This is a genomic window from Streptomyces sp. NPDC107550, from assembly GCF_055639095.1.
The window spans coordinates 280,041-300,379 of sequence record NZ_JBVKBC010000002.1; the positions used below are offsets into that span (position 1 = coordinate 280,041).

The 20,339-nt window shown below is 71.9% G+C and carries 19 protein-coding genes; 13 read left to right on the forward strand and 6 right to left on the reverse strand.

The window, feature by feature from the left end; genetic code table 11:
* Positions 1-147: 147 nt before the first annotated feature.
* From fasR to ACZ7LY_RS04335, 5 genes are all read left to right on the forward strand, one after another.
* Positions 148-1,287 carry a fatty acid biosynthesis transcriptional regulator FasR gene (fasR, locus tag ACZ7LY_RS04315; RefSeq protein WP_471623127.1) on the forward strand — a complete coding sequence of 380 codons (1,140 nt, stop codon included), beginning with the start codon at positions 148-150 and terminating at the stop codon, positions 1,285-1,287.
* An 89-nt stretch (positions 1,288-1,376) separates the two neighbouring features.
* Complete coding sequence (locus ACZ7LY_RS04320; protein ID WP_471622978.1) at positions 1,377-2,300, forward strand: ACP S-malonyltransferase; 924 nt, start codon at positions 1,377-1,379, stop codon at positions 2,298-2,300.
* An 18-nt stretch (positions 2,301-2,318) separates the two neighbouring features.
* Positions 2,319-3,350 (forward strand): beta-ketoacyl-ACP synthase 3, encoded by a 1,032-nt coding sequence (locus ACZ7LY_RS04325; RefSeq protein WP_471622979.1) that lies wholly within the window; start codon positions 2,319-2,321, stop codon positions 3,348-3,350.
* A gap of 98 nt (positions 3,351-3,448) precedes the next feature.
* Entirely contained in the window at positions 3,449-3,697 is a 249-nt protein-coding gene (locus ACZ7LY_RS04330; RefSeq protein WP_471622980.1) for an acyl carrier protein, read from the forward strand.
* Between the two features lie 89 nt (positions 3,698-3,786).
* Positions 3,787-5,058: a beta-ketoacyl-[acyl-carrier-protein] synthase family protein gene (locus ACZ7LY_RS04335; protein WP_471622981.1), complete on the forward strand. Its 1,272-nt coding sequence runs from the start codon at positions 3,787-3,789 to the stop codon at positions 5,056-5,058.
* A gap of 108 nt (positions 5,059-5,166) precedes the next feature.
* Here ACZ7LY_RS04335 and ACZ7LY_RS04340 read toward each other — a convergent pair whose 3' ends face one another.
* Positions 5,167-5,661 (reverse strand): DUF3145 domain-containing protein, encoded by a 495-nt coding sequence (locus tag ACZ7LY_RS04340; protein ID WP_471622982.1) that lies wholly within the window; start codon positions 5,659-5,661, stop codon positions 5,167-5,169.
* 280 nt (positions 5,662-5,941) lie between these two features.
* Here ACZ7LY_RS04340 and ACZ7LY_RS04345 point away from each other — a divergent pair, with 280 nt between their 5' ends.
* Together ACZ7LY_RS04345 and ACZ7LY_RS04350 are read left to right on the forward strand one after the other, a co-directional pair.
* The gene (locus ACZ7LY_RS04345) at positions 5,942-6,856 is read left to right on the forward strand and encodes an SGNH/GDSL hydrolase family protein (protein WP_471622983.1); all 915 of its coding nucleotides are present in this window, start codon (positions 5,942-5,944) and stop codon (positions 6,854-6,856) included.
* An 80-nt stretch (positions 6,857-6,936) separates the two neighbouring features.
* Entirely contained in the window at positions 6,937-7,950 is a 1,014-nt protein-coding gene (locus ACZ7LY_RS04350; protein WP_471622984.1) for an aldose epimerase family protein, read from the forward strand.
* Between the two features lie 207 nt (positions 7,951-8,157).
* Here ACZ7LY_RS04350 and ACZ7LY_RS04355 read toward each other — a convergent pair whose 3' ends face one another.
* The gene (locus ACZ7LY_RS04355; RefSeq protein ID WP_471622985.1) at positions 8,158-10,707 is read right to left on the reverse strand and encodes a beta-glucosidase H; all 2,550 of its coding nucleotides are present in this window, start codon (positions 10,705-10,707) and stop codon (positions 8,158-8,160) included.
* A gap of 152 nt (positions 10,708-10,859) precedes the next feature.
* Here ACZ7LY_RS04355 and ACZ7LY_RS04360 point away from each other — a divergent pair, with 152 nt between their 5' ends.
* A complete protein-coding gene (locus tag ACZ7LY_RS04360; RefSeq protein WP_471622986.1) occupies positions 10,860-11,471 on the forward strand; it encodes a TetR/AcrR family transcriptional regulator in 612 nt (203 codons plus the stop codon).
* 46 nt (positions 11,472-11,517) lie between these two features.
* Here the strand turns inward: ACZ7LY_RS04360 and ACZ7LY_RS04365 are convergent, their stop codons facing one another.
* From ACZ7LY_RS04365 to ACZ7LY_RS04380, 4 genes are all read right to left on the reverse strand, one after another.
* Positions 11,518-11,847: a YrdB family protein gene (locus ACZ7LY_RS04365; protein ID WP_471622987.1), complete on the reverse strand. Its 330-nt coding sequence runs from the start codon at positions 11,845-11,847 to the stop codon at positions 11,518-11,520.
* A complete protein-coding gene (locus ACZ7LY_RS04370; RefSeq protein ID WP_471622988.1) occupies positions 11,844-12,821 on the reverse strand; it encodes an EI24 domain-containing protein in 978 nt (325 codons plus the stop codon). Before ACZ7LY_RS04370 ends, ACZ7LY_RS04365 begins: the two co-directional genes overlap by 4 nt.
* 42 nt (positions 12,822-12,863) lie before the next feature.
* Entirely contained in the window at positions 12,864-13,286 is a 423-nt protein-coding gene (locus ACZ7LY_RS04375) for an organic hydroperoxide resistance protein (RefSeq protein ID WP_471622989.1), read from the reverse strand.
* A gap of 178 nt (positions 13,287-13,464) precedes the next feature.
* A complete protein-coding gene (locus ACZ7LY_RS04380; RefSeq protein ID WP_471622990.1) occupies positions 13,465-14,508 on the reverse strand; it encodes an NADP-dependent oxidoreductase in 1,044 nt (347 codons plus the stop codon).
* A 101-nt stretch (positions 14,509-14,609) separates the two neighbouring features.
* On the opposite strand from ACZ7LY_RS04380, the gene ACZ7LY_RS04385 reads away from it, so the two are divergent.
* The 5 genes from ACZ7LY_RS04385 (at position 14,610) to chvE (ending at position 20,307) form a co-directional block, all read left to right on the forward strand.
* Entirely contained in the window at positions 14,610-15,047 is a 438-nt protein-coding gene (locus ACZ7LY_RS04385) for a MarR family winged helix-turn-helix transcriptional regulator (RefSeq protein WP_471622991.1), read from the forward strand.
* Between the two features lie 244 nt (positions 15,048-15,291).
* Positions 15,292-16,458, forward strand: a complete 1,167-nt coding sequence (locus ACZ7LY_RS04390) for a mandelate racemase/muconate lactonizing enzyme family protein (RefSeq protein WP_471622992.1) — start codon at positions 15,292-15,294, stop codon at positions 16,456-16,458.
* Complete coding sequence (locus ACZ7LY_RS04395) at positions 16,455-17,468, forward strand: zinc-dependent alcohol dehydrogenase (protein WP_471622993.1); 1,014 nt, start codon at positions 16,455-16,457, stop codon at positions 17,466-17,468. Before ACZ7LY_RS04390 ends, ACZ7LY_RS04395 begins: the two co-directional genes overlap by 4 nt.
* Before the next feature lie 601 nt (positions 17,469-18,069).
* Complete coding sequence (locus ACZ7LY_RS04400) at positions 18,070-19,035, forward strand: hypothetical protein (RefSeq protein ID WP_471622994.1); 966 nt, start codon at positions 18,070-18,072, stop codon at positions 19,033-19,035.
* A 165-nt stretch (positions 19,036-19,200) separates the two neighbouring features.
* Positions 19,201-20,307 (forward strand): multiple monosaccharide ABC transporter substrate-binding protein, encoded by a 1,107-nt coding sequence (gene chvE / locus ACZ7LY_RS04405; RefSeq protein WP_471622995.1) that lies wholly within the window; start codon positions 19,201-19,203, stop codon positions 20,305-20,307.
* The last annotated feature ends 32 nt before the right edge of the window (positions 20,308-20,339 follow it).

Genomic DNA, 20,339 nt, shown 5'->3' on the forward strand with positions numbered 1-20,339 from the left:
TCACCTGCTACCCGGCACTCCGCACGGCCGTCCTGATAAGGCAGTCTTGTTCCCGTGCCCCAATCGGAATCAGAGCAGCCCTCAGCGAACGACCCGGCGGACCGCCACCCGGACCGCCACACGGCCCCGCATCCGCACGCGGCGACCTTGAAGCGGCTGGAGAAGTCGTCCGGGGCGCTCGCCGCGCAGGCGATCACGCGCATGGACGAGACGCTGCCGTGGTACCGGGCGATGCCTCCGGAGAACCGGTCCTGGATCGGGCTGGTGGCGCAGGCGGGTATCGCGGCGTTCACGGAGTGGTTCCGGCATCCGGACACGCCGCAGGCGATCTCGACGGACGTGTTCGGCACGGCGCCGCGTGAGCTGACGCGGGCGATCACTCTGCGCCAGACCGTGGAGATGGTCCGTACGACGATCGAGGTCATGGAGTCGGCCATCGACGAGGTGGCCGCGCCGGGCGACGAGAGCGTGCTGCGGGAGGCGCTGCTCGTGTACGCGCGGGAGATCGCGTTCGCCACGGCGCAGGTGTACGCGCAGGCGGCGGAGGCCCGGGGCGCCTGGGACGCGCGGCTGGAGTCGCTCGTGGTCAACGCGGTGCTGTCCGGGGAGGCCGACGAGGGCGCGGTCAGCCGGGCCGCGGCGCTCGGCTGGAACTCGCCGGAGCATGTGTGCGTCGTGCTCGGCACCGCGCCCGACGGGGACAGCGAGCTGACGGTCGAGGCGATCCGGCGGGCGTCGCGGCACGCGAAGCTCCAGGTCCTCACCGGGGTGCTGGGCGACCGGCTCGTCGTCATCGCGGGCGGCAGCGACAATCCGCTGGCGGTGGCGAAGTCGCTGATCGGGCCGTTCGCGGCGGGGCCCGTGGTCGCGGGGCCGGTGGTGCCCGACCTGCTCGCCGCGACGCGGTCGGCGCAGGCGGCGGCGGCGGGGCTGAAGGCGTGCGGGGCGTGGCAGGACGCGCCGCGGCCAGTTCTGGCGGACGATCTCCTTCCGGAGCGGGCCATCGCGGGAGACCCGGCCGCTCGGGAGCAGTTGGTGGAGGAGATCTACAGACCGCTCGAGGAAGCCGGTTCGGCTCTGCTGGAGACGCTGAGCGTCTATCTGGAGCAGGCGAGCAGTCTCGAAGGGGCGGCGCGGATGCTCTTCGTGCACCCCAACACCGTCCGCTACCGGCTTCGACGTGTGACGGACGTCACCGGGTGGTCGCCGTCGGATGTGCGCTCGGCGTTCACGTTGCGTATCGCGCTCATCCTGGGGCGTCTGGCCGACGCGGACACCCAGCTCTAGGCTTTTGTCGGGGGTCTACAATTCCCCCTTCGGTTCTTCGTCCCTGTCCCCACGGGCGGCCCGTACCGTCCACAAGAGAGAGTGTGAGAGTGCTCGTACTCGTCGCTCCCGGCCAAGGCGCCCAGACGCCCGGCTTCCTGACTCCCTGGCTCGAACTGCCCGGCGCCGCGGACCGCGTCGCCGCGTGGTCCGACGCGATCGGCCTCGACCTCGCCCACTACGGCACGCAGGCCGACGCGGACGCGATCCGTGACACGGCGGTCGCCCAGCCGCTGCTGGTGGCGGCCGGCCTCCTGTCGGCCGCCGCGCTCGGCGAGGTCACGCCGGACGCCGTGGCGGGGCACAGCGTCGGTGAGATCACCGCCGCCGCCTTCGCGGGCGTCCTCGACGACACCGCCGCGCTGCGGCTCGTGCGCAAGCGGGGCCTGGCCATGGCCGAGGCCGCCGCGATCGCCGAGACCGGCATGTCGGCGCTGCTCGGCGGCGACCCCGAGGTCACCGTGCCGCACCTGGAGAAGCTGGGCCTGACGCCGGCCAACATGAACGGCTCGGGCCAGATCGTGGCCGCCGGCACGCTGGAGGAGCTGGCCGCCCTGGAGGCGGACAAGCCGGAGGGCGTGCGCCGCGTGGTGCCGCTGAAGGTCGCCGGCGCGTTCCACACCCGGCACATGGCGCCCGCCGTGGCCGCGCTGGAGGAGGCCGCCCAGGGGCTGACCCCGGCCGACCCGCGCGTCACGTACGTCTCCAACAAGGACGGCCAGACCGTGTCGACCGGCGCCGAGGTCGTGTCCCGCCTCGTCGGCCAGGTGGCGAACCCGGTGCGCTGGGACCTGTGCATGGAGACGTTCCAGGCGCTCGGCGCGACCGCGCTCATCGAGGTGTGCCCGGGCGGCACCCTCACCGGGCTCGCCAAGCGTGCCCTGCCCGGCGTGAAGACCCTCGCCCTGAAGACCCCCGACGACCTCGACGCAGCCCGCGCCCTGATCGCCGAAGCCGCACAAGCCACGGCCTGACAAGGAGATCCGAGCAGCATGTCGAAGATCAAGCCCAGCAAGGGCGCCCCGTACGCGCGCGTTCTCGGGGTGGGTGGCTACCGGCCGACGCGGGTCGTGCCGAACGAGGTGATCCTCGAGAAGATCGACTCGTCCGACGAGTGGATCCGCTCGCGCTCCGGCATCGCCACGCGGCACTGGGCCAACGACGAAGAGACCGTGGCGATGATGTCGGTCGAGGCGTCCGGCAAGGCCATCGCCGACGCGGGGATCCGGCCCGAGCAGATCGGCGCCGTGGTCGTGTCGACGGTCTCGCACTTCGCGCAGACGCCGGCCATCGCCACGGAGATCGCGGACAAGCTGGGTACGCAGAAGGCCGCCGCGTTCGACATCTCGGCGGGCTGTGCCGGGTTCGGGTACGGGCTGACGCTCGCCAAGGGCATGGTCGTCGAGGGCAGCGCGGAGTACGTGCTGGTCATCGGCGTGGAGCGGCTGTCGGACCTGACCGACCTGGAGGACCGCGCGACGGCCTTCCTGTTCGGTGACGGCGCCGGCGCCGTGATCGTCGGTCCGTCCAAGGAGCCCGCGATCGGCCCCACCGTGTGGGGCTCCGAGGGCGACAAGGCCGGCACGATCAAGCAGACGGTGCCCTGGGACACGTACCGTGTCGGGGATGTCGCGCAGCTTCCGCTGGACTCCCACGGCAACATCAAGTTCCCTGCGATCACGCAGGAGGGCCAGGCGGTGTTCCGCTGGGCCGTGTTCGAGATGGCGAAGGTCGCCCAGCAGGCGCTGGACGCGGCCGGTGTCACCCCGGACGACCTGGACGTCTTCATCCCTCACCAGGCCAACGAGCGGATCATCGACTCGATGGTGAAGACTCTGAAACTGCCGGAGCACGTCACGGTCGCCCGCGATGTGCGCACCACCGGCAACACCTCGGCCGCCTCGATCCCGCTCGCTATGGAGCGGCTCCTGGCGACCGGTGAGGCGAAGAGCGGCGACACCGCGCTCGTCATCGGCTTCGGGGCGGGTCTCGTGTACGCCGCCACGGTCGTTACTCTCCCCTAGGCATCACCGTCCGGATCACCCGGTCCGTACGGAATCACCACCTGCCGCTGACGCGGCGGGCGCCACACCCTCTGGATACACACCGAAGGAGCGCCGACATGGCCGCCACTCAGGAAGAGATCGTCGCCGGTCTCGCCGAGATCGTGAACGAGATCGCCGGGATCCCCACCGAGGACGTCAAGCTGGACAAGTCCTTCACCGATGACCTGGACGTCGACTCGCTGTCCATGGTCGAGGTCGTCGTCGCCGCCGAAGAGCGCTTCGACGTGAAGATCCCGGACGACGACGTCAAGAACCTCAAGACCGTCGGCGACGCCACGCAGTACATCCTCGACCACCAGGCCTGAGCCACCAGCTCACGACCTTGAGGTCAGTCGCTCCGCCACCCGGCGGTGGCGCCGCTGAATCCCTCGCATCCGTTGGAGAAAGAATTCCTGTGAGCTCGACCAATCGCACCGTGGTCGTCACCGGTATCGGCGCAACCACACCGCTGGGTGGCGACGTGACATCCACCTGGGAGGGCCTGGTCGCCGGACGTTCCGGCGTCAAGCCCCTGGAGCAGGAGTGGGCCGCCGAGCAGGCCGTCCGCATCGCCGCTCCGGTCGCCGTGGAGCCGGGCGAGGTCATTCCTCGTCCGCAGGCCCGCAAGCTGGACCGCTCCGCGCAGTTCGCGCTGATCGCCGCCAAGGAAGCCTGGGCCGACGCCGGTTTCACCGACAAGGCCGGCGAGGACCCGAACGTCGACCCCGACCGTCTGGGCGCCGTCATCGCGTCCGGTATCGGTGGCGTGACCACGCTGCTCGACCAGTACGACGTGCTGAAGGAGAAGGGCGTTCGCCGCGTCTCCCCGCACACCGTCCCGATGCTGATGCCCAACGGCCCCTCGGCCAACGTGGGCCTGGCCGTGAACGCCCGCGCGGGTGTGCACACGCCGGTCTCCGCGTGCGCCTCCGGCGCCGAGGCCATCGGCTACGGCATCGAGATGATCCGCACCGGCCGCGCCGACGTCGTCGTCTGCGGCGGCACCGAGGCGGCGATCCACCCGCTGCCCATCGCCGCGTTCGGCAACATGATGGCGATGTCCAAGAACAACGACGACCCGCAGGGTGCCTCGCGCCCCTACGACACCGCCCGGGACGGCTTCGTCCTCGGTGAGGGTGCCGGCGTCATCGTGCTGGAGTCCGCCGAGCACGCCGCCGAGCGCGGCGCCCGCGTCTACGTGGAGGCCGTCGGCCAGGGCATCTCCGCCGACAGCCACGACATCGTGCAGCCCGAGCCCGAGGGCCGCGGCATCGCGCACGCCCTGCAGAACCTGCTGGCCGGCACCGACCTGGACCCGGCGGAGATCGTGCACGTCAACGCGCACGCGACGTCGACGCCTGCCGGTGACGTGGCGGAGCTGAAGGCGCTGCGCAAGGTGTTCGGCGACGAGGCGGACCACTTCGCGGTCTCCGCGACGAAGTCCATGACCGGGCATCTGCTCGGCGGTGCGGGCGGCGTGGAGAGTGTCGCGTCGATCCTCGCGCTGTACCACCGGGTCGCTCCGCCGACCATCAACGTGGAGAACCTGGACCCGGAGGCCGAGGCCGCCGCGGACATCGTCCGGGGCGAGGCGCGCAAGCTGCCCGTCGAGGGCCGGATCGCCGCGCTGAACGACTCGTTCGGCTTCGGTGGGCACAACGTCGTCCTGGCTTTCAGGACCATCTGACGGCCCGCCCGAGCCACACCGCTCCCCGAGCGTGACAGGGGCCCGTCCGGAGACTTCCGGGCGGGCCCCTCTCGTTCCTCGGGCCGCCCTCTGCGGACGGCTCCGGGGTCAGACCACCTGGTGGAGCCAGCGGACGGGGGCGCCCTCGCCGGCGTAGCGGAAGGGCTCCAGTTCGTCGTCCCAGGGCTTGCCGAGCAGACGGGCCACCTCGGACTCCAGGTTCGTCTCGCCGCTCTGCGAGCGGGCCAGCGCGGCGCGCAGCCGGTCCTCGGGGATGAGGATGTCGCCGTGGACGCCCGTGACGGCGTGGAAGATGCCGAGTTCGGGGGTGGCGCTGTAGCGCTCGCCCTCGGCGGAGGCGCAGGGCTCCGCGGTCACCTCGAAGCGCAGGAGCTGCCAGCCGCGCAGCGCGGAGGCGAGTTTGGCGGCCGTGCCCGCCTCGCCGCGCCAGGAGAACTCGGATCTCCAGGTGCCCGGCGCCGCGGGCTGCCGGATCCAGTCGAGGCTGACGCGCGCGCCTAGCACGCCCGCTACCGCCCATTCGACGTGCGGGCACAGCGCGCGCGGCGCGGAGTGCACGTACAGAACTCCACGTGTCGTCACCGGGACCTCCAGTGTGGGACGAGGTTCGCCTTCCCCAGCGGCCTCGCGCCCGTGCCGAGCCTTCTTTCCCCTGCCCGAACCGAAAAGGTACAGACAAAAAGGGACACATCTGACGTGTTGTAATTTAGCGGAACCGGTACAGCGGGGCCTCACCGGGTCGACCGGGGACCCTGGGGCGAGGCTATCGCGCAGCGGTCCAAGGAGTGTGACGTACTGTCGGTCCGGGGGCAGACAAACACCTACCTTTCACCCGCCGGGGCGCACGAGAGGGGACCTGGGGATGCGCAAGCCGAGCCATCGGGGGCGTACCGCGCGTTTCGGCGCGGGGGCCGTGGCGGCGGTGCTGCTCGGGGTCGGGGGCCTGAGCGCCTGTGACGCGTCCGGTGGTGACTCCCCCGGGGCCCGCGGTTCCAGCGCCGCGGCGAAGCCGTCGCCGAAGCCCAGTCCGGCGTGGGACACGAGCCCGCGTTCGGTCGCCGCCGTGGGCGATTCGATCACCCGGGGCTTCGACGCGTGCGGCGTCCTCGCGGACTGCCCGGAGGTGTCGTGGGCGACGGGGACGGACGCCGGGGTCAAGAGCCTGGCGGTGCGGTTGCTGGGCCGTGAGCGGGCGCGGACGCACAGTTGGAACTACGCGCGCACGGGCGCCCGGATGTCCGATCTGCCGGCGCAGATGGCGCGGGCGGCGGCGGAGCGGCCGGATCTGGTGACGGTCATGGTCGGCGCCAACGACGCGTGCCGCACGACGCCGGCCGCGATGACGCCGGTGGCGCGGTTCCGGGCCGACTTCGAGGCGTCGATGCGGCGGTTGCGCAGTGCGGCGCCCAAGGCGCAGGTGTACGTGATGAGCGTGCCGAACCTGCACCGGCTCTGGTCCGAGGGCCGGGGGAACGCGCTGGGCAAGGAGGTCTGGAAGCTCGGCATCTGCTCGTCGATGCTGGCCGACCCGGACGCGATGGATCCCACGGCGACGCAGCGGCGGGCCTCGGTGCAGGCGCGGGTCGTGGAGTACAACGACGTGCTCAAGGACGTGTGCGCGAAGACGAAGCGGTGCCGTTACGACGGGGGCGCGGTGTTCGGGTACCGGTTCGGAGAGCGGCAGTTGAGCCAGTGGGACTGGTTCCATCCGAGCCGGGACGGGCAGGCGCGGATCGCCTCCCTCGCCTACCGGGGCGTCACCTCCCCCGAGGACTGAGCTTGCCCTGAGCCCCCTGAGTCCCCGGCGCTGACGGGCGCGAGCCGGGATTGTCAGTGGCCCGGCGTAGGGTCTCGATCATGCGCAGCGAACTCTTCGGCACCCTCCCCGGCGACGCCGAGCGGCCCGAGGGCACGCCCGTCCACCGGCTGTTCCTCCAGCGGGACGGCGTGCGGGTGGGCGTGTTGACGTACGGCGGGATCGTGAGCCGCGTCGAGGTGCCCGACCGGGACGGCGTGGTCGCGGACGTCGTGCTCGGCTTCCCCGGCCTGGACGACTGTCTCGCATACCCGGAGCCGTACCTGGGCGCGCTGTGCGGGCGGTACGCGAACCGGATCGGCGGCGGCCGGTTCACGCTGGACGGGCAGACCCACCGGCTGCCCCGGAACAACGGGGGGAACACGCTGCATGGCGGTGGGCGCGGCTTCGACAAGCGGGTGTGGACCGCGGAGGAGGCCGGCGAGCACGCGGTGCGCCTGAGCCGGGTCTCGCCGGACGGCGAGGAGGGGTTCCCGGGGCGGCTGACGGTCGCGGTGACGTACGCGTTGGAGGCGGGCGGCGCGCTGCGGATCTCGTACGAGGCGGTCACGGACGCGGCGACCGTCGTGAACCTGACCAATCACACCTACTGGAATCTCGGCGGGCCCGGGGCGGGGGCCGCGGTCGGGGCGCATGAGGTGCGGGTCGACGCCGGGCGGATCACCGCGGTGGACGAGGAGTTGATCCCGACCGGTGAGCTGGCGGACGTGACGGGGACGCGGTTCGACCTGCGGCGGGCGCGGACGGTGGGCCCGGGCTACGACCACAACTACGTACTGGACAAGGGGGTGAGCGAGGTGGCTGTGCCGGTGGCGGAGCTGTACCACCCGGGTTCGGGGCGGGTGGTGACGGTGGCGACGACGGAGCCGGGGCTCCAGTTGTATACGGGGGATCACTTCGACGCGGCGGTGCCGTTCGCGCCGGGTGCCGGGATCGCGCTGGAGACCCAGCACTTCCCGGACTCGCCGAACCGGCCGGAGTTCCCGAGCACGGTACTCAGACCGGGCGAGGTGTTCCGCTCGGAGACGGTGTACGGGTTCGGCGTCCGCCCGTAGGGCCTCCTCTTCGGGACACGCCGGGCTCGCGGACACGGGGGCACGCAGGCCCCAGCGGCTCGCAGGCCCCAGGGCTCGCGGACCCCAGGGCTCGCAGGCCCCGGGGCTCGCGGACCCCCGGGGGCTCGCGTCGCCGTGTCTCCACTCGGCGCCGCAAGCCCCTGGACCTTGTGGGTGGGCGGGGCCCGTGGGCGGGCGGAGGCGGGGTCAGACCGTGAGGGGCGTGGTGACGCGGGCGTCGGTGAGGGAGCGGCCGGCGGTCAGTTCGTAGCGGCCCGCGCGGTGGGTCCAGGCGCCGGTGGTCTCGTCCCACGTCTCGAAGGCGCGGCGCGGGAGTTCGACGACCGCCTCGGCGCTCTCGCCCGGGCCCGCCGTGACCTGCGCGAAGCCGGCGAGCCAGCGGGCGGGGCGGTCGGCGTCCGGCTCGGCCGGGGAGACGTAGAGCTGGACGGTCTCGCGGCCGGGGCGGTCACCGGTGTTGCGGACGCGGACCGTGGCGACGGCCGTGCCGGTGGCGGTCGTGCCGGTGACCTCGACGGACTCGTACGCCCAGTCGGTGTAGCCGAGGCCGTGGCCGAAGGGGTAGGCGGGGGTGGCGCCGGAGCGGTCCCAGGCGCGGTAGCCGATGAAGACGCTCTCGGCGTAGTCGAGGCGGCCGTCGGTGGGGGTGACCTCGGTGACGGGGGCGTCGGCGAGGGCGCCCCAGGTGGTGGGGAGCCTGCCGCCGGGTTCCTCGGCGCCGAGCAGGACGTCGGCGAGCGCGTCGCCGCCCTCCTGGCCGGGGAACCAGCTCAGCAGGACGGCGGCGACGTCGTCGCGCCACGGGAGTTCCACCGGGGAGCCGGAGTTGACGACGACGACCGTGCGCGGGTTGGCGGCGGCGACGGCCCGCACGAGGTCGTCCTGGCGGCCGGGCAGGCGCAGGTCGGTGCGGTCGAAGCCCTCGGACTCGACGCTCTCGGTGGTGGCGACCACGACGACGGCGACCTCGGCGGCGCGGGCGGCCTCGGCGGCTTCGGCGATGAGTTCGTCGGGGTCACGGCGCGGGCCGAGGTGCAGGAGGCTGAAGACGACGGCGGGCAGCGGCGCCGCGGAGGACGCGAGGGGGTGGTGCAGGGAGATGTCGACGGGCTCGCCGGCGGTGAGGGCGACGCGGGCGCGTTCCTCGGGCGCCCCGAAGAACGCGCCGAAGGGGTCGGACTCGTCGCCCATGCCCTGGACACCGTCGTAATGGACCGTGCCGTCGACGGTGAGGGTGAAGGCGCCGAGGCCGCGGGTGCCGAAGACGTGTTCGCCGCTCTCGCGCGGGGTGAAGGTACCGGTGATCTCGACGCTGTGCAGGGCCTCGTGGGTGACGCCGGCGGGCAGGTCGTCGCCCATCCACTGCACCTGGCCGCCGGGCAGGCTGCCCTCGCCGATGACCGTGCCATCCGCGTCGCGGCAGACGGCGCGCAGGGTGAAGCCCGGACCGGCGGCGGCGAGTTCGTCGCTGGGGTCGGCGCCGACGGCGTACGTGAGGTGCGGCGCGGCGGCGCGCAGGCCGTCGAGCGGGGAGACGACGCGGTCGGGGAAGACGGTGGCGGAGCCCCCGCCGAGGACGCGGGCGTCGCGGGCGGCGGCGCCGATGAGCGCGATACGGGCGTCGGGGCGCAGCGGCAGCAGGCCGGTGTTGCGGACGAGGACGAAGGAGCGGCGGGCGACTTCGCGGGCGAGGGCGCGGCCGTCGACGGTGGCGGGGAGGGCGGCGGCGGGGACGACGGGTTCGGCACCGTCGAGGGCGCCGACGCGGGCGGCGAGCCGCAGCACGTTGAGCACGGCGGCGTCGACGTCGGCCTCCTCGACCTCGCCCGCGCGGACGGCGGCGGCGAGCGCCGGGCCGTAGACGGTGCGCGGGCCGGGCATGGCGATGTCGAGGCCGCCCTTGATGTCGCCGGTGGTGGAGCGGGCGGCCATCCAGTCGGAGACGTTGACGCCGTCGAAGCCCCAGGTGTCGCGCAGGACGTCGTTCACGAGGTGGCGGTGTTCGGTCATGGTCGTGCCGTTGACCGTGTTGTACGCGGTCATGATGCCCCAGGGGTGGGCGTGCTCGACGATGGCTTCGAAGGGGGCGAGGTACAGCTCGCGCAGGGCGCGTTCGCCGACCCGGTTGTCGACGGTGAAGCGGTCGGTCTCGGCGTCGTTGGCGACGAAGTGCTTGACGGTGGTGCCGACTCCGCCGGACTGCACGCCCTGTACGTAACCGCTGCCGATGGCGCCGGTCAGGTACGGGTCCTCGCTGTACGCCTCGAAGTGCCGACCGCCCAGCGGGGAGCGGTGGAGGTTCACCGTGGGGGCGAGCAGGACGTCGACGTTCTTGCGGCGGGCCTCCTGGGCGAGCAGGGTGCCGGCGCGGCGGGCGAGGGCGGGGTCCCAGGTGGCGGCGAGCGCGGTCGGGGACGGCAGCGCGATCGAGGGGTCGTCGGCGGTCCAGCGCACGCCGCGCACGCCGATCGGGCCGTCGGACATGACGAGGGACCGCAGGCCGATCTCGGGGAGCGCGGGCAGCGACCACATGTCCTGACCGCCGAGCAGACGGGCCTTGGCGTCGAGGTCCAGTTTCCCGAGCGCGGCCTCGACGACCGCCTCGCGAGCCGCGTCGCCGGGAGTGCGGTCGCGGGCGGTGCCGGGGCGGGTGAGGGCGGGGCCGGCGAGGTCTGGGCGGGCGGTGCCGGGGGTGTCGCCGCTGGTGGGGGTGGTGCCGTCTGCCTGGGGCGCCATGCGGGGCCTCCTCGTCGAGGTGTTCGCGTCCGGGCCGGGGTCGGGGTCCCGGGTCCGGGGCCGGTGGGGCGCCTCCATCGTGCACCCGCTACCTGGCACACGGTAGGTTTTGTTATCTTGCCGTTACTTTCAGAGGCCCGGGTGTCAGTGCCGTGTCGTACGGTGACGGCATGAGCAGCACCAGGACCGCGAGGAGCGAGGGGCGCCGGGCCGAGATCCTGCGCGCGGCGTTCGAGGTGATCGCCGAGCGCGGCTACCGGGGCGCGAGCCTGGCCGCCGTCGCGGAGCGGGTGGGGCTGACGCAGCAGGGCCTGATGCACCACTTCCCCACGAAGGAGACGCTGCTCGTGGCGGTCCTCGCGGAGCGGGACCAGTGGGACGCGATACCGGAGAGCAGGCTGCGGCTCGATCTGCTGGGGTCACTGGTGGAGTACAACGCGATGCGGCCGGGGATCGTGCAGACCTTCTCGGCACTGCTCGGGGAGTCCGTCACCGAGGGGCATCCGGCGCGGGACTTCTTCTCCCGGCGGTACGGGGGCGTACGGGAGTCGATGGCTCAGGTGCTGCGCGCCGAGTACGGGGAGCGCTTGCCGGGCGGGCTCACACCGGAGCGGGCGGCGCCGCTGCTCGTGGCGGTGATGGACGGACTCCAGTACCAGTGGTTGCTGGACCCGGAGAGGGTGGACATGCCGGCGGCGTTCCGCGACTTCCTGGAACTGCTGGGCGGCGGCGGGGAGTCGGACGCCGGTGCGGCCGGGGACTGAGGGCAGGAGGGCGCCGGTCGACTCCGGGCCGGCCCGGACCCCGGCGTCACTGGTTCCAGCGCACCGCCAGCGCCTTGCTCAGCACGCAGACGGCGGCGAAGACACCGGCCCAGACATACGCGCCGGACGCGGCGAGCGCCACGACCCCCGCGCCGAACCAGACGACCTCGAAGGCGACGCGACCCGCGCCCCGCACCTTGAAGCGGGCCTTCGGGGAGCCGAACAGCGCCCATGTCGTGATCATCACCGCGAGCCCGGCGAGGCCCGCCAGCCAGGCGAGCGGGGCCGAGAGGTCGCGGGTGAAGCCGTACGCGCCGACGGCACCGAGGGCGACCAGTTCGATGAGGAAGAGGACGGCGAGGTTGAGGGTCTTCACGCGGAGGCGTCCCCTCGTGCGGGGCGTTCGGCGGCACCGGACCTCGGCGGGGGCGGCCCGAACCCCTCCGGCGGGGGCCCGAAACCCGTACCCGGAGCAGCCGGCACCCCCGTACCCGGCGCATCCGAGCCCGACGCCCCCGTACCCGAACCACCGGCACCCGGAGCCCCTGAACCCGGAGCACCCGGCACCCCCGCACCCGACGCACCCGGCGCCCCCCGCTCCCCCGCACCCGCCCCCTCCGGCCGGAGTTCGCGGACCATGAGCGTCGCTCCGGCCACCGCCCCCGGCATCAGGAACACCGCGACGAACGGGACGAGGAACGCCACCGCGAGCGGCGCGCCGAAGCCCCAGGCGAGACCGCGGCGGGAGCGCAACAGGGCGAGCCGTTCCCGGAGTTCGACCCCGCGGCGCTGGAGGGCGACAGCGGTCAGTTCCTCGGTGAGGAAGAAGCCGGTGACGAAGAAGCCGAGCACGGGGATGACGGTCTGCCCGACGAACGGCAGGAAGCCGAGGGCGAACAGCAGCACCCCCCACAGCCCCGCCCGCACGAGGATCCGCAGGCTGTCGCGAGCGGAGATCCACAGGTCCCGCCAGAGCGAGAGCCCGGACTCGGGGGCGTGACCGCCCTCGGCGATGTCGACCTGCTCGGAGAGCGCCTCGTAGAAGGGCTGCCCGATGAGCAGGGTCACGGCGGTGAAGGTGAGGACGGCCAGCAGCAGCGCGAGCGCGAAGAGGACCACGGTCAGGAAGCCGCGGAAGAGGCCGTCCCAGGGCGCGGACCAGTCGTCGGCGAAGGGCGTGGACCAGGTGACGAAGTCGTCGCCCCACAGCGCGAGGCAGACGAGCGCCGCCGCGTACAGGACGAGGGTGATCAGGCCGGGCAGCAGGCTCCAGCCGTACTTCTTTCCGTGCTGGGCAACCCAGCGCTGCCCCTTCAACAAATAGCCGAAGCCCGCCCCGAGATCACGCATGGCGCAAACCTTACGGGACGGGCATCGGGCTCAGGACGGGGCTCAGACGGAGAGCGTGACCGTGATGTTGCCGCGGGTCGCCTTGGAGTACGGGCAGACCTGATGGGCCTTCTCGACCAGGGACTTGGCGGTGGCCGCGTCCACGTTCGGGATGGAGGCGGCGATCTCGACGATCAGGCCGAAGCCCTCGTCGTTCTTGCCGATGCCGACCTTGGCGGTGACGGTCGAACCGGAGACGTCCGCGTTCTCCTGGCGGGCGACGACGGCGAGGGCGCCCTGGAAGCAGGCGCTGTAGCCGGCGGCGAAAAGCTGCTCCGGGTTGGTGCCGGCGCCGGAACCGCCCTGCTCCTTCGGCGGGTTGACGACGACGTCGAGCTTGCCGTCGTCGGTGGCGACGCGGCCGTCACGGCCGTTCTCGGCGGTGGCTACGGCGGTGTAGACGACGTCGGACTGCGTGATGGCCATGCCCGTGCTCCTTCGCGTTCCATGCGTGCACTCTTCCGGCACGCGGAGACTCATATCCGTACAGTGGAATGAGGCTATCGAATGCCGGAAGGAATGCATGTGACGGGGGTCACGAAGGCGCGGGGCAAGACGTGAGGACCGGCGGCAAGACGTCAGGACCGGCGCGCGGAGGCGGGGGTCACTTGTCGAGGCGGACGACCATCTTGCCGGTGTTGTCGCCGCGCAGGACGCCGAGGAACGCCTCCAGGTTGTTCTCGATGCCGTCGACGAACGTCTCGCGGTACTTCAGCTCGCCGGAGCGGACCCAGGCGCCGACCTCCTGCACGAACTGCGGCTGGAGGTCGTAGTGGTCGCCGACGAGGAAGCCCTCGATGCGGCCGCGCGTCTGGATCAGGCGCGCGAGGTTGCGCGGGCCGGGGGCCGGCTCCGTGCTGTTGTAGACGGAGATCGCGCCGCAGATGGCGATGCGGCCGTCGCGGTTCAGGCGGGCGATGGCGGCTTCGAGGTGGTCGCCGCCGACGTTGTCGAAGTAGCAGTCGACGCCGTCGGGGGCCGCGTCCTTCAGCAGCGTGTGCACGTCGCCGGTCTTGTAGTTGAACGCGGCGTCGAAGCCGTACTCCTCCAGGAGCAGCTTGACCTTCTCGTCCGAGCCGGCCGAGCCGATGACGCGGGAGGCGCCCTTCAGCTTGGCGATCTGTCCGACCTGCCCGCCGACCGCGCCGGCCGCGCCGGAGACGAAGACGCTGTCGCCCTCCTTGAAGGACAGGGTGCGCAGCAGACCCGCGTACGCGGTCAGGCCCGTCATGCCGAGGACGCCGAGGTACGTGGAGAGCGGCGCGGCCTCGGGGTCGACCTTGACGGCCTGCTTGGCGTCGAAGGTCGCGTACTCGCGCCAGCCGAAGAAGTGCAGGACGTGGTCGCCGACGGCGACGCCCTCGTCGTTCGAGGCGATGACGACGCCGACCGCGCCGCCCTGCATGGCCTTGCCCAGCTCGTACGGGGCGACGTACGACTTGGCGGCGCTCATCCGGCCGCGCATGTAGGGGTCGACCGAGACATAGAGGTTACGGACGAGGACCTGGCCGGGGCCCGGGGCGGTGACGGGCGCCTCGCGCAGCTCGAAGTCCTCGGGCTTCGGCCAGCCGACCGGGCGGCTGAGCAGAACCCACTCGCGCCCGGTCGCGGGGATCGTCTCGGAGGTCTGGGGGGTGTCGGCGGACATGCGGAGGCCCTTCGGATGCAGAGGGGACAGATATTTCATGTACTGAAACAACCATGCGCCTTGATATTTCATAGTGTCAAGTAAATGGGTACGCTGGAGGCATGACCACCACCCGTCCGCGCCGCTCGGACCCGCTCACGCTTGAGGTCGTCGAGCTGATCGGGGAGGTCGTCGCGCGCTACCACCAGGAGTACGAGGAGGCCGCGGCCCGGCACGGACTGACCGGGGCGCAGGCTCGCGTGCTCGGCCTGCTGGCGCTCGAACCGCTGCCGATGCGGCAGGTCGCGCAACGCCTGAAGTGCGAGCCGTCGAACGTGACGGGCATCGTCGACCGCCTGGAGACGCGCGGCCTGGTCGAGCGGCTGCCCTCGCCGGGCGACCGGCGCGTCAAGGTGGCGGCGCCGACGGACGCGGGCCGACAGGTCGCGCGCGCCCTGCGGGACTCGCTCGACTTCGCGCGCGAGCCGCTGGCGGGGCTCTCCGAGAAGGAGCGGGTCGCCTTCCGGGGGATGCTGCGCCGCATGCTCGGCCGGGACTGACCCGGCCGGCCCACCGCCCCCACCGAACCATCCCGGCCCGCCCGACTCACCCGCCCCTGGCCCGCTTCGGTGTCCGAGAGGTCACCGTACGTACCCCTGCCGTACCGGTGTCGGAGCAGGGCCCTTGAGGGCAGCCGGAACCCGTTCGCTCCCGGGCCATTGACACCCTCCGGGGCTGCTTCTACTGTCACGCCAGCATTTCGAACGTGTGACGAAATTTCGAACGGCACAGGGGGCAACTGCCTTGCGCATCACGGGAATCAGCACGCATGTCGTCGGGACGCCGTGGCGGAATCTGACCTACGTCCAGGTGCACACCGACGAGGGCGTCACGGGCGTCGGCGAGACCCGGATGCTGGGCCGCACCGACGCGCACGTCGGATATCTGAAGGAGGCGGCGGCCAATCACATCACCGGCTCTGATCCGTTCGCCGTCGAGGATCTGGTGCGCCGGATGAAGTACGGCGACTACGGGCGGGCCGGCGAGATCGTCATGTCCGGCATCGCCGTGATCGAGATGGCCTGCTGGGACATCAAGGGCAAGGCGCTCGGCGTCCCGGTGTGGCAGTTGCTCGGCGGCAAGGTCACCGACCGGGTGAAGGCGTACGCCAACGGCTGGTACACGACCGAGCGCACGCCCGAGGCGTACCACAAGGCCGCGCGCGGGGTCATGGAGCGCGGGTACCGGGCGCTGAAGATCGACCCGTTCGGCACCGGGCACTTCGAGCTGGACCAGCAACAGACCTTGTACGCCGTGTCGTTGATCGAGGCCGTACGGGACGCCATCGGGCCGGACGCGGAGCTGATGCTGGAGATGCACGGCCGGTTCTCGCCCTCGACGGCGGTGCGGCTGGCGCGGGAACTGGCGCCGTTCCGCCCGGCGTGGCTGGAGGAGCCGGTGCCGCCGGAGAACCTGAAAGCCCTGGAGAAGGTCGCGGCGAAGGTGGACATCCCGGTGGCGACGGGCGAACGGATCCACGACCGCATCGAGTTCCGGGAGCTGTTCGAGAGCCAGGCCGTCGACATCATCCAGCCGGACGTCGGCCACCTCGGCGGGATCTGGGAGACGCGCAAGCTCGCCGCGACCGCCGAGACGCACTACATGCTGGTCGCCCCGCACAACGTGGGCGGTTCCGTCCTGACCGCCGCCTCCCTCCAAGTCGGCTTCAGCACACCGAACTTCAAGATTCTGGAGCACTTCAACGACTTCGCGGACGCCGACATCAAGAGCGTCGTCAAGGGTGCGCCGCAGGTGGACCCGGAGACGGGCTGCTTCGAGCTGTCGCACGCGCCGGGGCTCGGGGTCGAACTGGACGTGGACGCGGCGGCCGATTTCCCGCAGCAGCAGGCGCGGTTCGACCTGTGGGCGGAGGGCTGGGAGAAGCGGCAGCCGAAGGGCGGCACGCGGTGACCGCGCCCCTCGCGGTCCTCGTCGACGGCCCCGGCCGGCACCGGCTCGTCCCGCACGAGACCGCCGCGCCGGCGCCCGGTGAGGCCCGGGTACGGGTGCACGCGGTCGGCGTCTGCGGCAGCGACCGCGAGGTGTGGACCGGCAACAGGCCGCCCGCGTACGTCCGTTATCCGCTGACGCCCGGTCATGAGTGGTCCGGGGTCGTCGAGTCGGCCGGAGAGGGGGTGCCGGACGCGCTCGTCGGGCGGAAGGTCGTCGGCCAGGGCTTCCGCAACTGCCAGGTGTGCGCGCGCTGTCACGCCGGGGAGCCGACGCTGTGCGACGCCGGGTACGAGGAGACGGGCTTCACGCTGCCGGGGGCGATGGCCCCCACGGTGACGCTCCCCGCGCGGTTGTTGCACGTCCTGCCCGACACCGCCGATCTGACGGCCGCCGTGCTGCTCGAACCGGCCGCGTGCGTGGCGGCGGCGGCGTTGAAGGCGGCGGTGCGGCCCGGTGACCGGGTGGCCGTCGTCGGCACGGGCACGCTCGGGATGCTCGCCGTGCAGTTCCTCGCGGCGAGCGCCCCGGCGGAACTCCTCGTGGTCGGCGCCGGGGCGGAACGCGCTGCGCTGGCGCGGGAGTTCGGGGCTACGGACTTTCGGTGGAGCGGTGATCCGGGGCTCCCCGGTGACTTCGACGTGGTCGTGGAGGCGGCGGGTGCGGCCGGTACCGCGCGGGCCTCGGCGGCGTTGCTTCGGCGCGGCGGGCGTCTTGTCCTCACCGGTATCCCGGCTCCGGGGGCGCAGGGGCTCGACCCGACGGATCTCGTGGTGCGGCAACTGGAGGTGCGGACGGTGTTCGGGGCGGGGGCGGGGGCTTGGGCTCATGCGGTGCGGATGTTCGCGGCGGGGTTGATCGATCCTCTGCCGTTGGTCACGCATGAGCTTCCGCTCGGGCGGTTCTCGGAGGCGATGAGCCTTGTCGGCTCCGGGGACCCGGGGGTCGGGAAGGTCTTGCTACGGCCTTAGCGGGCGGGGGCTCTCGGTCGCCGGTCACCTGCGGGTGGGCTGGGGCCGGTCGCCCAGTTCCCCGCGCCCCTGGGTGCGTGGGCCTGCCGGTGGGCCCTTACCTGCGGGTCCGTCGTGGCTGCTCGCGCAGTTCCCCGCGCCCCTAGGTGAGTGGGCCTGCCCGTGGGTCCTTGCCTGCGGCCCGGTGGGGCTTCTCGCGCAGTTCCCCGCGCCCCTGAAGCATGCACTCCGTGCAGCTTCCCCCAGAGGGAAGCGGGGCTTCGCCCCTGCTTCCCCCGGTGGAGGCGGCGACGCAGTCGCCCCGACAGCGGCGCGGGGAACTGCGCGAGCAACCACGACGAAAGTCGAGGAAACCCACCGGCCGGAGCCACCCACCCACCCAGGGGCGCGGGGAACTGCGCGACCAGCCACGACGCGAGTCGAGGCCGAAGAACCCGCCCGAAGGGGCCGCCACCTCAGGGGCGCGGGGAACTGCGCCACCAGCCACGACGAACCCGCAGCCGACGAACCCCGACCGAACACCCCCACCCACCCAAAACCCCGAACCCCGTCCGAAATATCGAACCCCGGCCCACCAAAACACCCGCAAAGGACTCCCCGCATGCCGACCGACGCCAAAACCCCCCGCCCGCCCGGCGAACCCCTCCTCACCCGCCTCGGCCTGCCGACCCCCACCCCCACCCCCGCCGACACCTCCCCGCACACCTTCCCCGACGGCGGCACCTGGCGCGTGGAGATCCCGTCCGTCGAAGGCCCCGAGGCACTCGCGGTCGTGCTCGAGGAGACCGCCCGCCTGGACGTCCCCGTGCACCGCATCAGCCAGGGCAGCGGCGTATGGATGCTCCGCGACGAGGAGATCGCGGAGATGGTGGCGGCGACCGCCGAGCGCGACATCGAGCTGTGCCTGTTCACCGGCCCGCGCGGCACCTGGGACACCGGCGCCTCCGTACGCACCGACTCCGGCGGCGCCGGCCTGCGCGCCCGGGGCCACGACGCGGTCGCCGGCTGCGTCGAAGACGCCGTACGGGCCACGGAGTTGGGCGTCAAGTGTCTGCTCGTGGCCGACGAGGGCGTGCTCTGGTCCCTGCACCGGGCTCGCGCCGCCGGCGCCCTCCCCGCCGACACCACGCTCAAGGTCTCCGCGCTGATCGGGCCCGTGAACCCGGCCGCGTACGCCGTCTACGAGCGGCTCGGCGCGGACTCGCTGAACGTGCCCAGCGATCTGACGCCCCAGCACCTCACCGAGATCCGGCGCGTGTCGGCGGCGCCGATGGACCTGTACGTGGAGGCGCCCGACGACCTCGGCGGTTACGTCCGCATGTACGAGATCGCCGAACTCGTGCGCAGAGGAGCGCCGTTGTATCTGAAGTTCGGTCTTGCCAAGGCGCCCGGCATCTATCCGTACGGCGCCCATCTGCGCGACCTCACCCTGAGCACCGCCCGGGAGCGGGTGCGCCGGGGCCGGCTCGCCCTGGATCTGCTCGCCCGGCACGGCGCCGACTCCGGGATGTCGCCGCTCGGCTCACGGCTGCCGGGCCCGCTGCGCCGCTTCGACACGACCGCATAACGTTCCGCACCCACCGCTTCCCCGAATCCCACAAGCCCGCACAGAATCCGACGCACTTCACCAAGAACTCTCGTACAAATCCCGCACACAGCACGGGATTTGACGGCACATCAGCCATCGCGCAGCACGCCCCCACCCCACCCGAGGACATCGAGGATGATGACCATGCGTAACCGCCGAACCGCATTCGCCGCACTGGCAGCCACCGCGTCCCTCTCCCTGACCCTCGCCGCCTGCGGCCAGAGCGGCTCGGGCGGCAGCGAAGAGAAGGGCGGCAGCGCCAAGGGCGGCACGATCGGCATCGCCATGCCGACCAAGTCGTCCGAGCGCTGGATCGCCGACGGCAAGAACGTCGTCAAGAACCTGCGCTCGCACGGCTACAAGACCAAGCTGGTGTACGGCGAGGACGACCCCGACCAGCAGGTCTCCCAGATCGAGAACCTGATCACGCAGGGCGTGAAGGCGCTGGTCGTCGCGGCCATCGACAACAAGTCCCTGAACAACGTGCTCCAGCAGGCCGCCGACGCCAAGATCCCCGTCATCGCCTACGACCGGCTGATCCTCGGCACGAAGAACGTCGACTACTACGCGTCCTTCGACAACACCAAGGTCGGTGAGCTGCAAGCCGGTTACATCGTCGACAAGCTCGGCCTGAAGGACGGCAAGGGCCCCTTCAACATCGAGCTGTTCGCCGGCTCCAACGACGACAACAACACCCGCTACTTCTTCGACGGCGCGATGAGCGTGCTCAAGCCGTACATCGACAAGAAGAAGCTCGTCGTACGGTCCGGGCAGACCGCGCTCAACCAGGTCACCACCCTGCGCTGGGACGGCGCGACCGCGCAGAAGCGCATGGATGACATCCTCACCAAGTCGTACAAGACGGCGAAGGTGGACGCCGTGCTGTCGCCGTACGACGGGATCTCCATCGGCATCCTGTCGGCGCTGAAGTCCGACAACTACGGCAAGGGCGCCAAGCCGCTCCCCGTGATCACCGGGCAGGACGCCGAGCTGGCCTCCGTGAAGTCGATCATCGCGGGGCAGCAGACGCAGACCGTCTACAAGGACACCCGGCAGCTCGCCAAGGTCGCCGCGAACATGGTCGACGCCGAGCTGAAGGGCAAGAAGCCCGAGGTCAACGACACCAAGACCTATGACAACGGTGCCAAGGTCGTGCCCGCCTACCTCCTCAAGCCGGTCAGCGTCGACAAGAGCAACTACCGGCAGGTCCTCGTCGACGACGGCTACTACACCGAGGGCGAGCTGAAGTGACCACCGGCGGCGGCTACTGAAGGGGAGGCGCG

Coding starts and splice junctions, on each gene's coding strand:
- ACZ7LY_RS04330 (WP_471622980.1), top strand. CDS start 3,449: ATGGCCGCCACTCAGGAAGAGATCGTCGCCGGTCTCGCCGAGATCGTG.
- ACZ7LY_RS04355 (WP_471622985.1), bottom strand. CDS start 10,707: ATGGCGCCCCAGGCAGACGGCACCACCCCCACCAGCGGCGACACCCCC.
- ACZ7LY_RS04325 (WP_471622979.1), top strand. CDS start 2,319: ATGTCGAAGATCAAGCCCAGCAAGGGCGCCCCGTACGCGCGCGTTCTC.
- ACZ7LY_RS04400 (WP_471622994.1), top strand. CDS start 18,070: ATGCCGACCGACGCCAAAACCCCCCGCCCGCCCGGCGAACCCCTCCTC.
- chvE (WP_471622995.1), top strand. CDS start 19,201: ATGCGTAACCGCCGAACCGCATTCGCCGCACTGGCAGCCACCGCGTCC.
- ACZ7LY_RS04350 (WP_471622984.1), top strand. CDS start 6,937: ATGCGCAGCGAACTCTTCGGCACCCTCCCCGGCGACGCCGAGCGGCCC.
- ACZ7LY_RS04375 (WP_471622989.1), bottom strand. CDS start 13,286: ATGGCCATCACGCAGTCCGACGTCGTCTACACCGCCGTAGCCACCGCC.
- ACZ7LY_RS04385 (WP_471622991.1), top strand. CDS start 14,610: ATGACCACCACCCGTCCGCGCCGCTCGGACCCGCTCACGCTTGAGGTC.
- ACZ7LY_RS04380 (WP_471622990.1), bottom strand. CDS start 14,508: ATGTCCGCCGACACCCCCCAGACCTCCGAGACGATCCCCGCGACCGGG.
- ACZ7LY_RS04345 (WP_471622983.1), top strand. CDS start 5,942: ATGCGCAAGCCGAGCCATCGGGGGCGTACCGCGCGTTTCGGCGCGGGG.
- ACZ7LY_RS04370 (WP_471622988.1), bottom strand. CDS start 12,821: ATGCGTGATCTCGGGGCGGGCTTCGGCTATTTGTTGAAGGGGCAGCGC.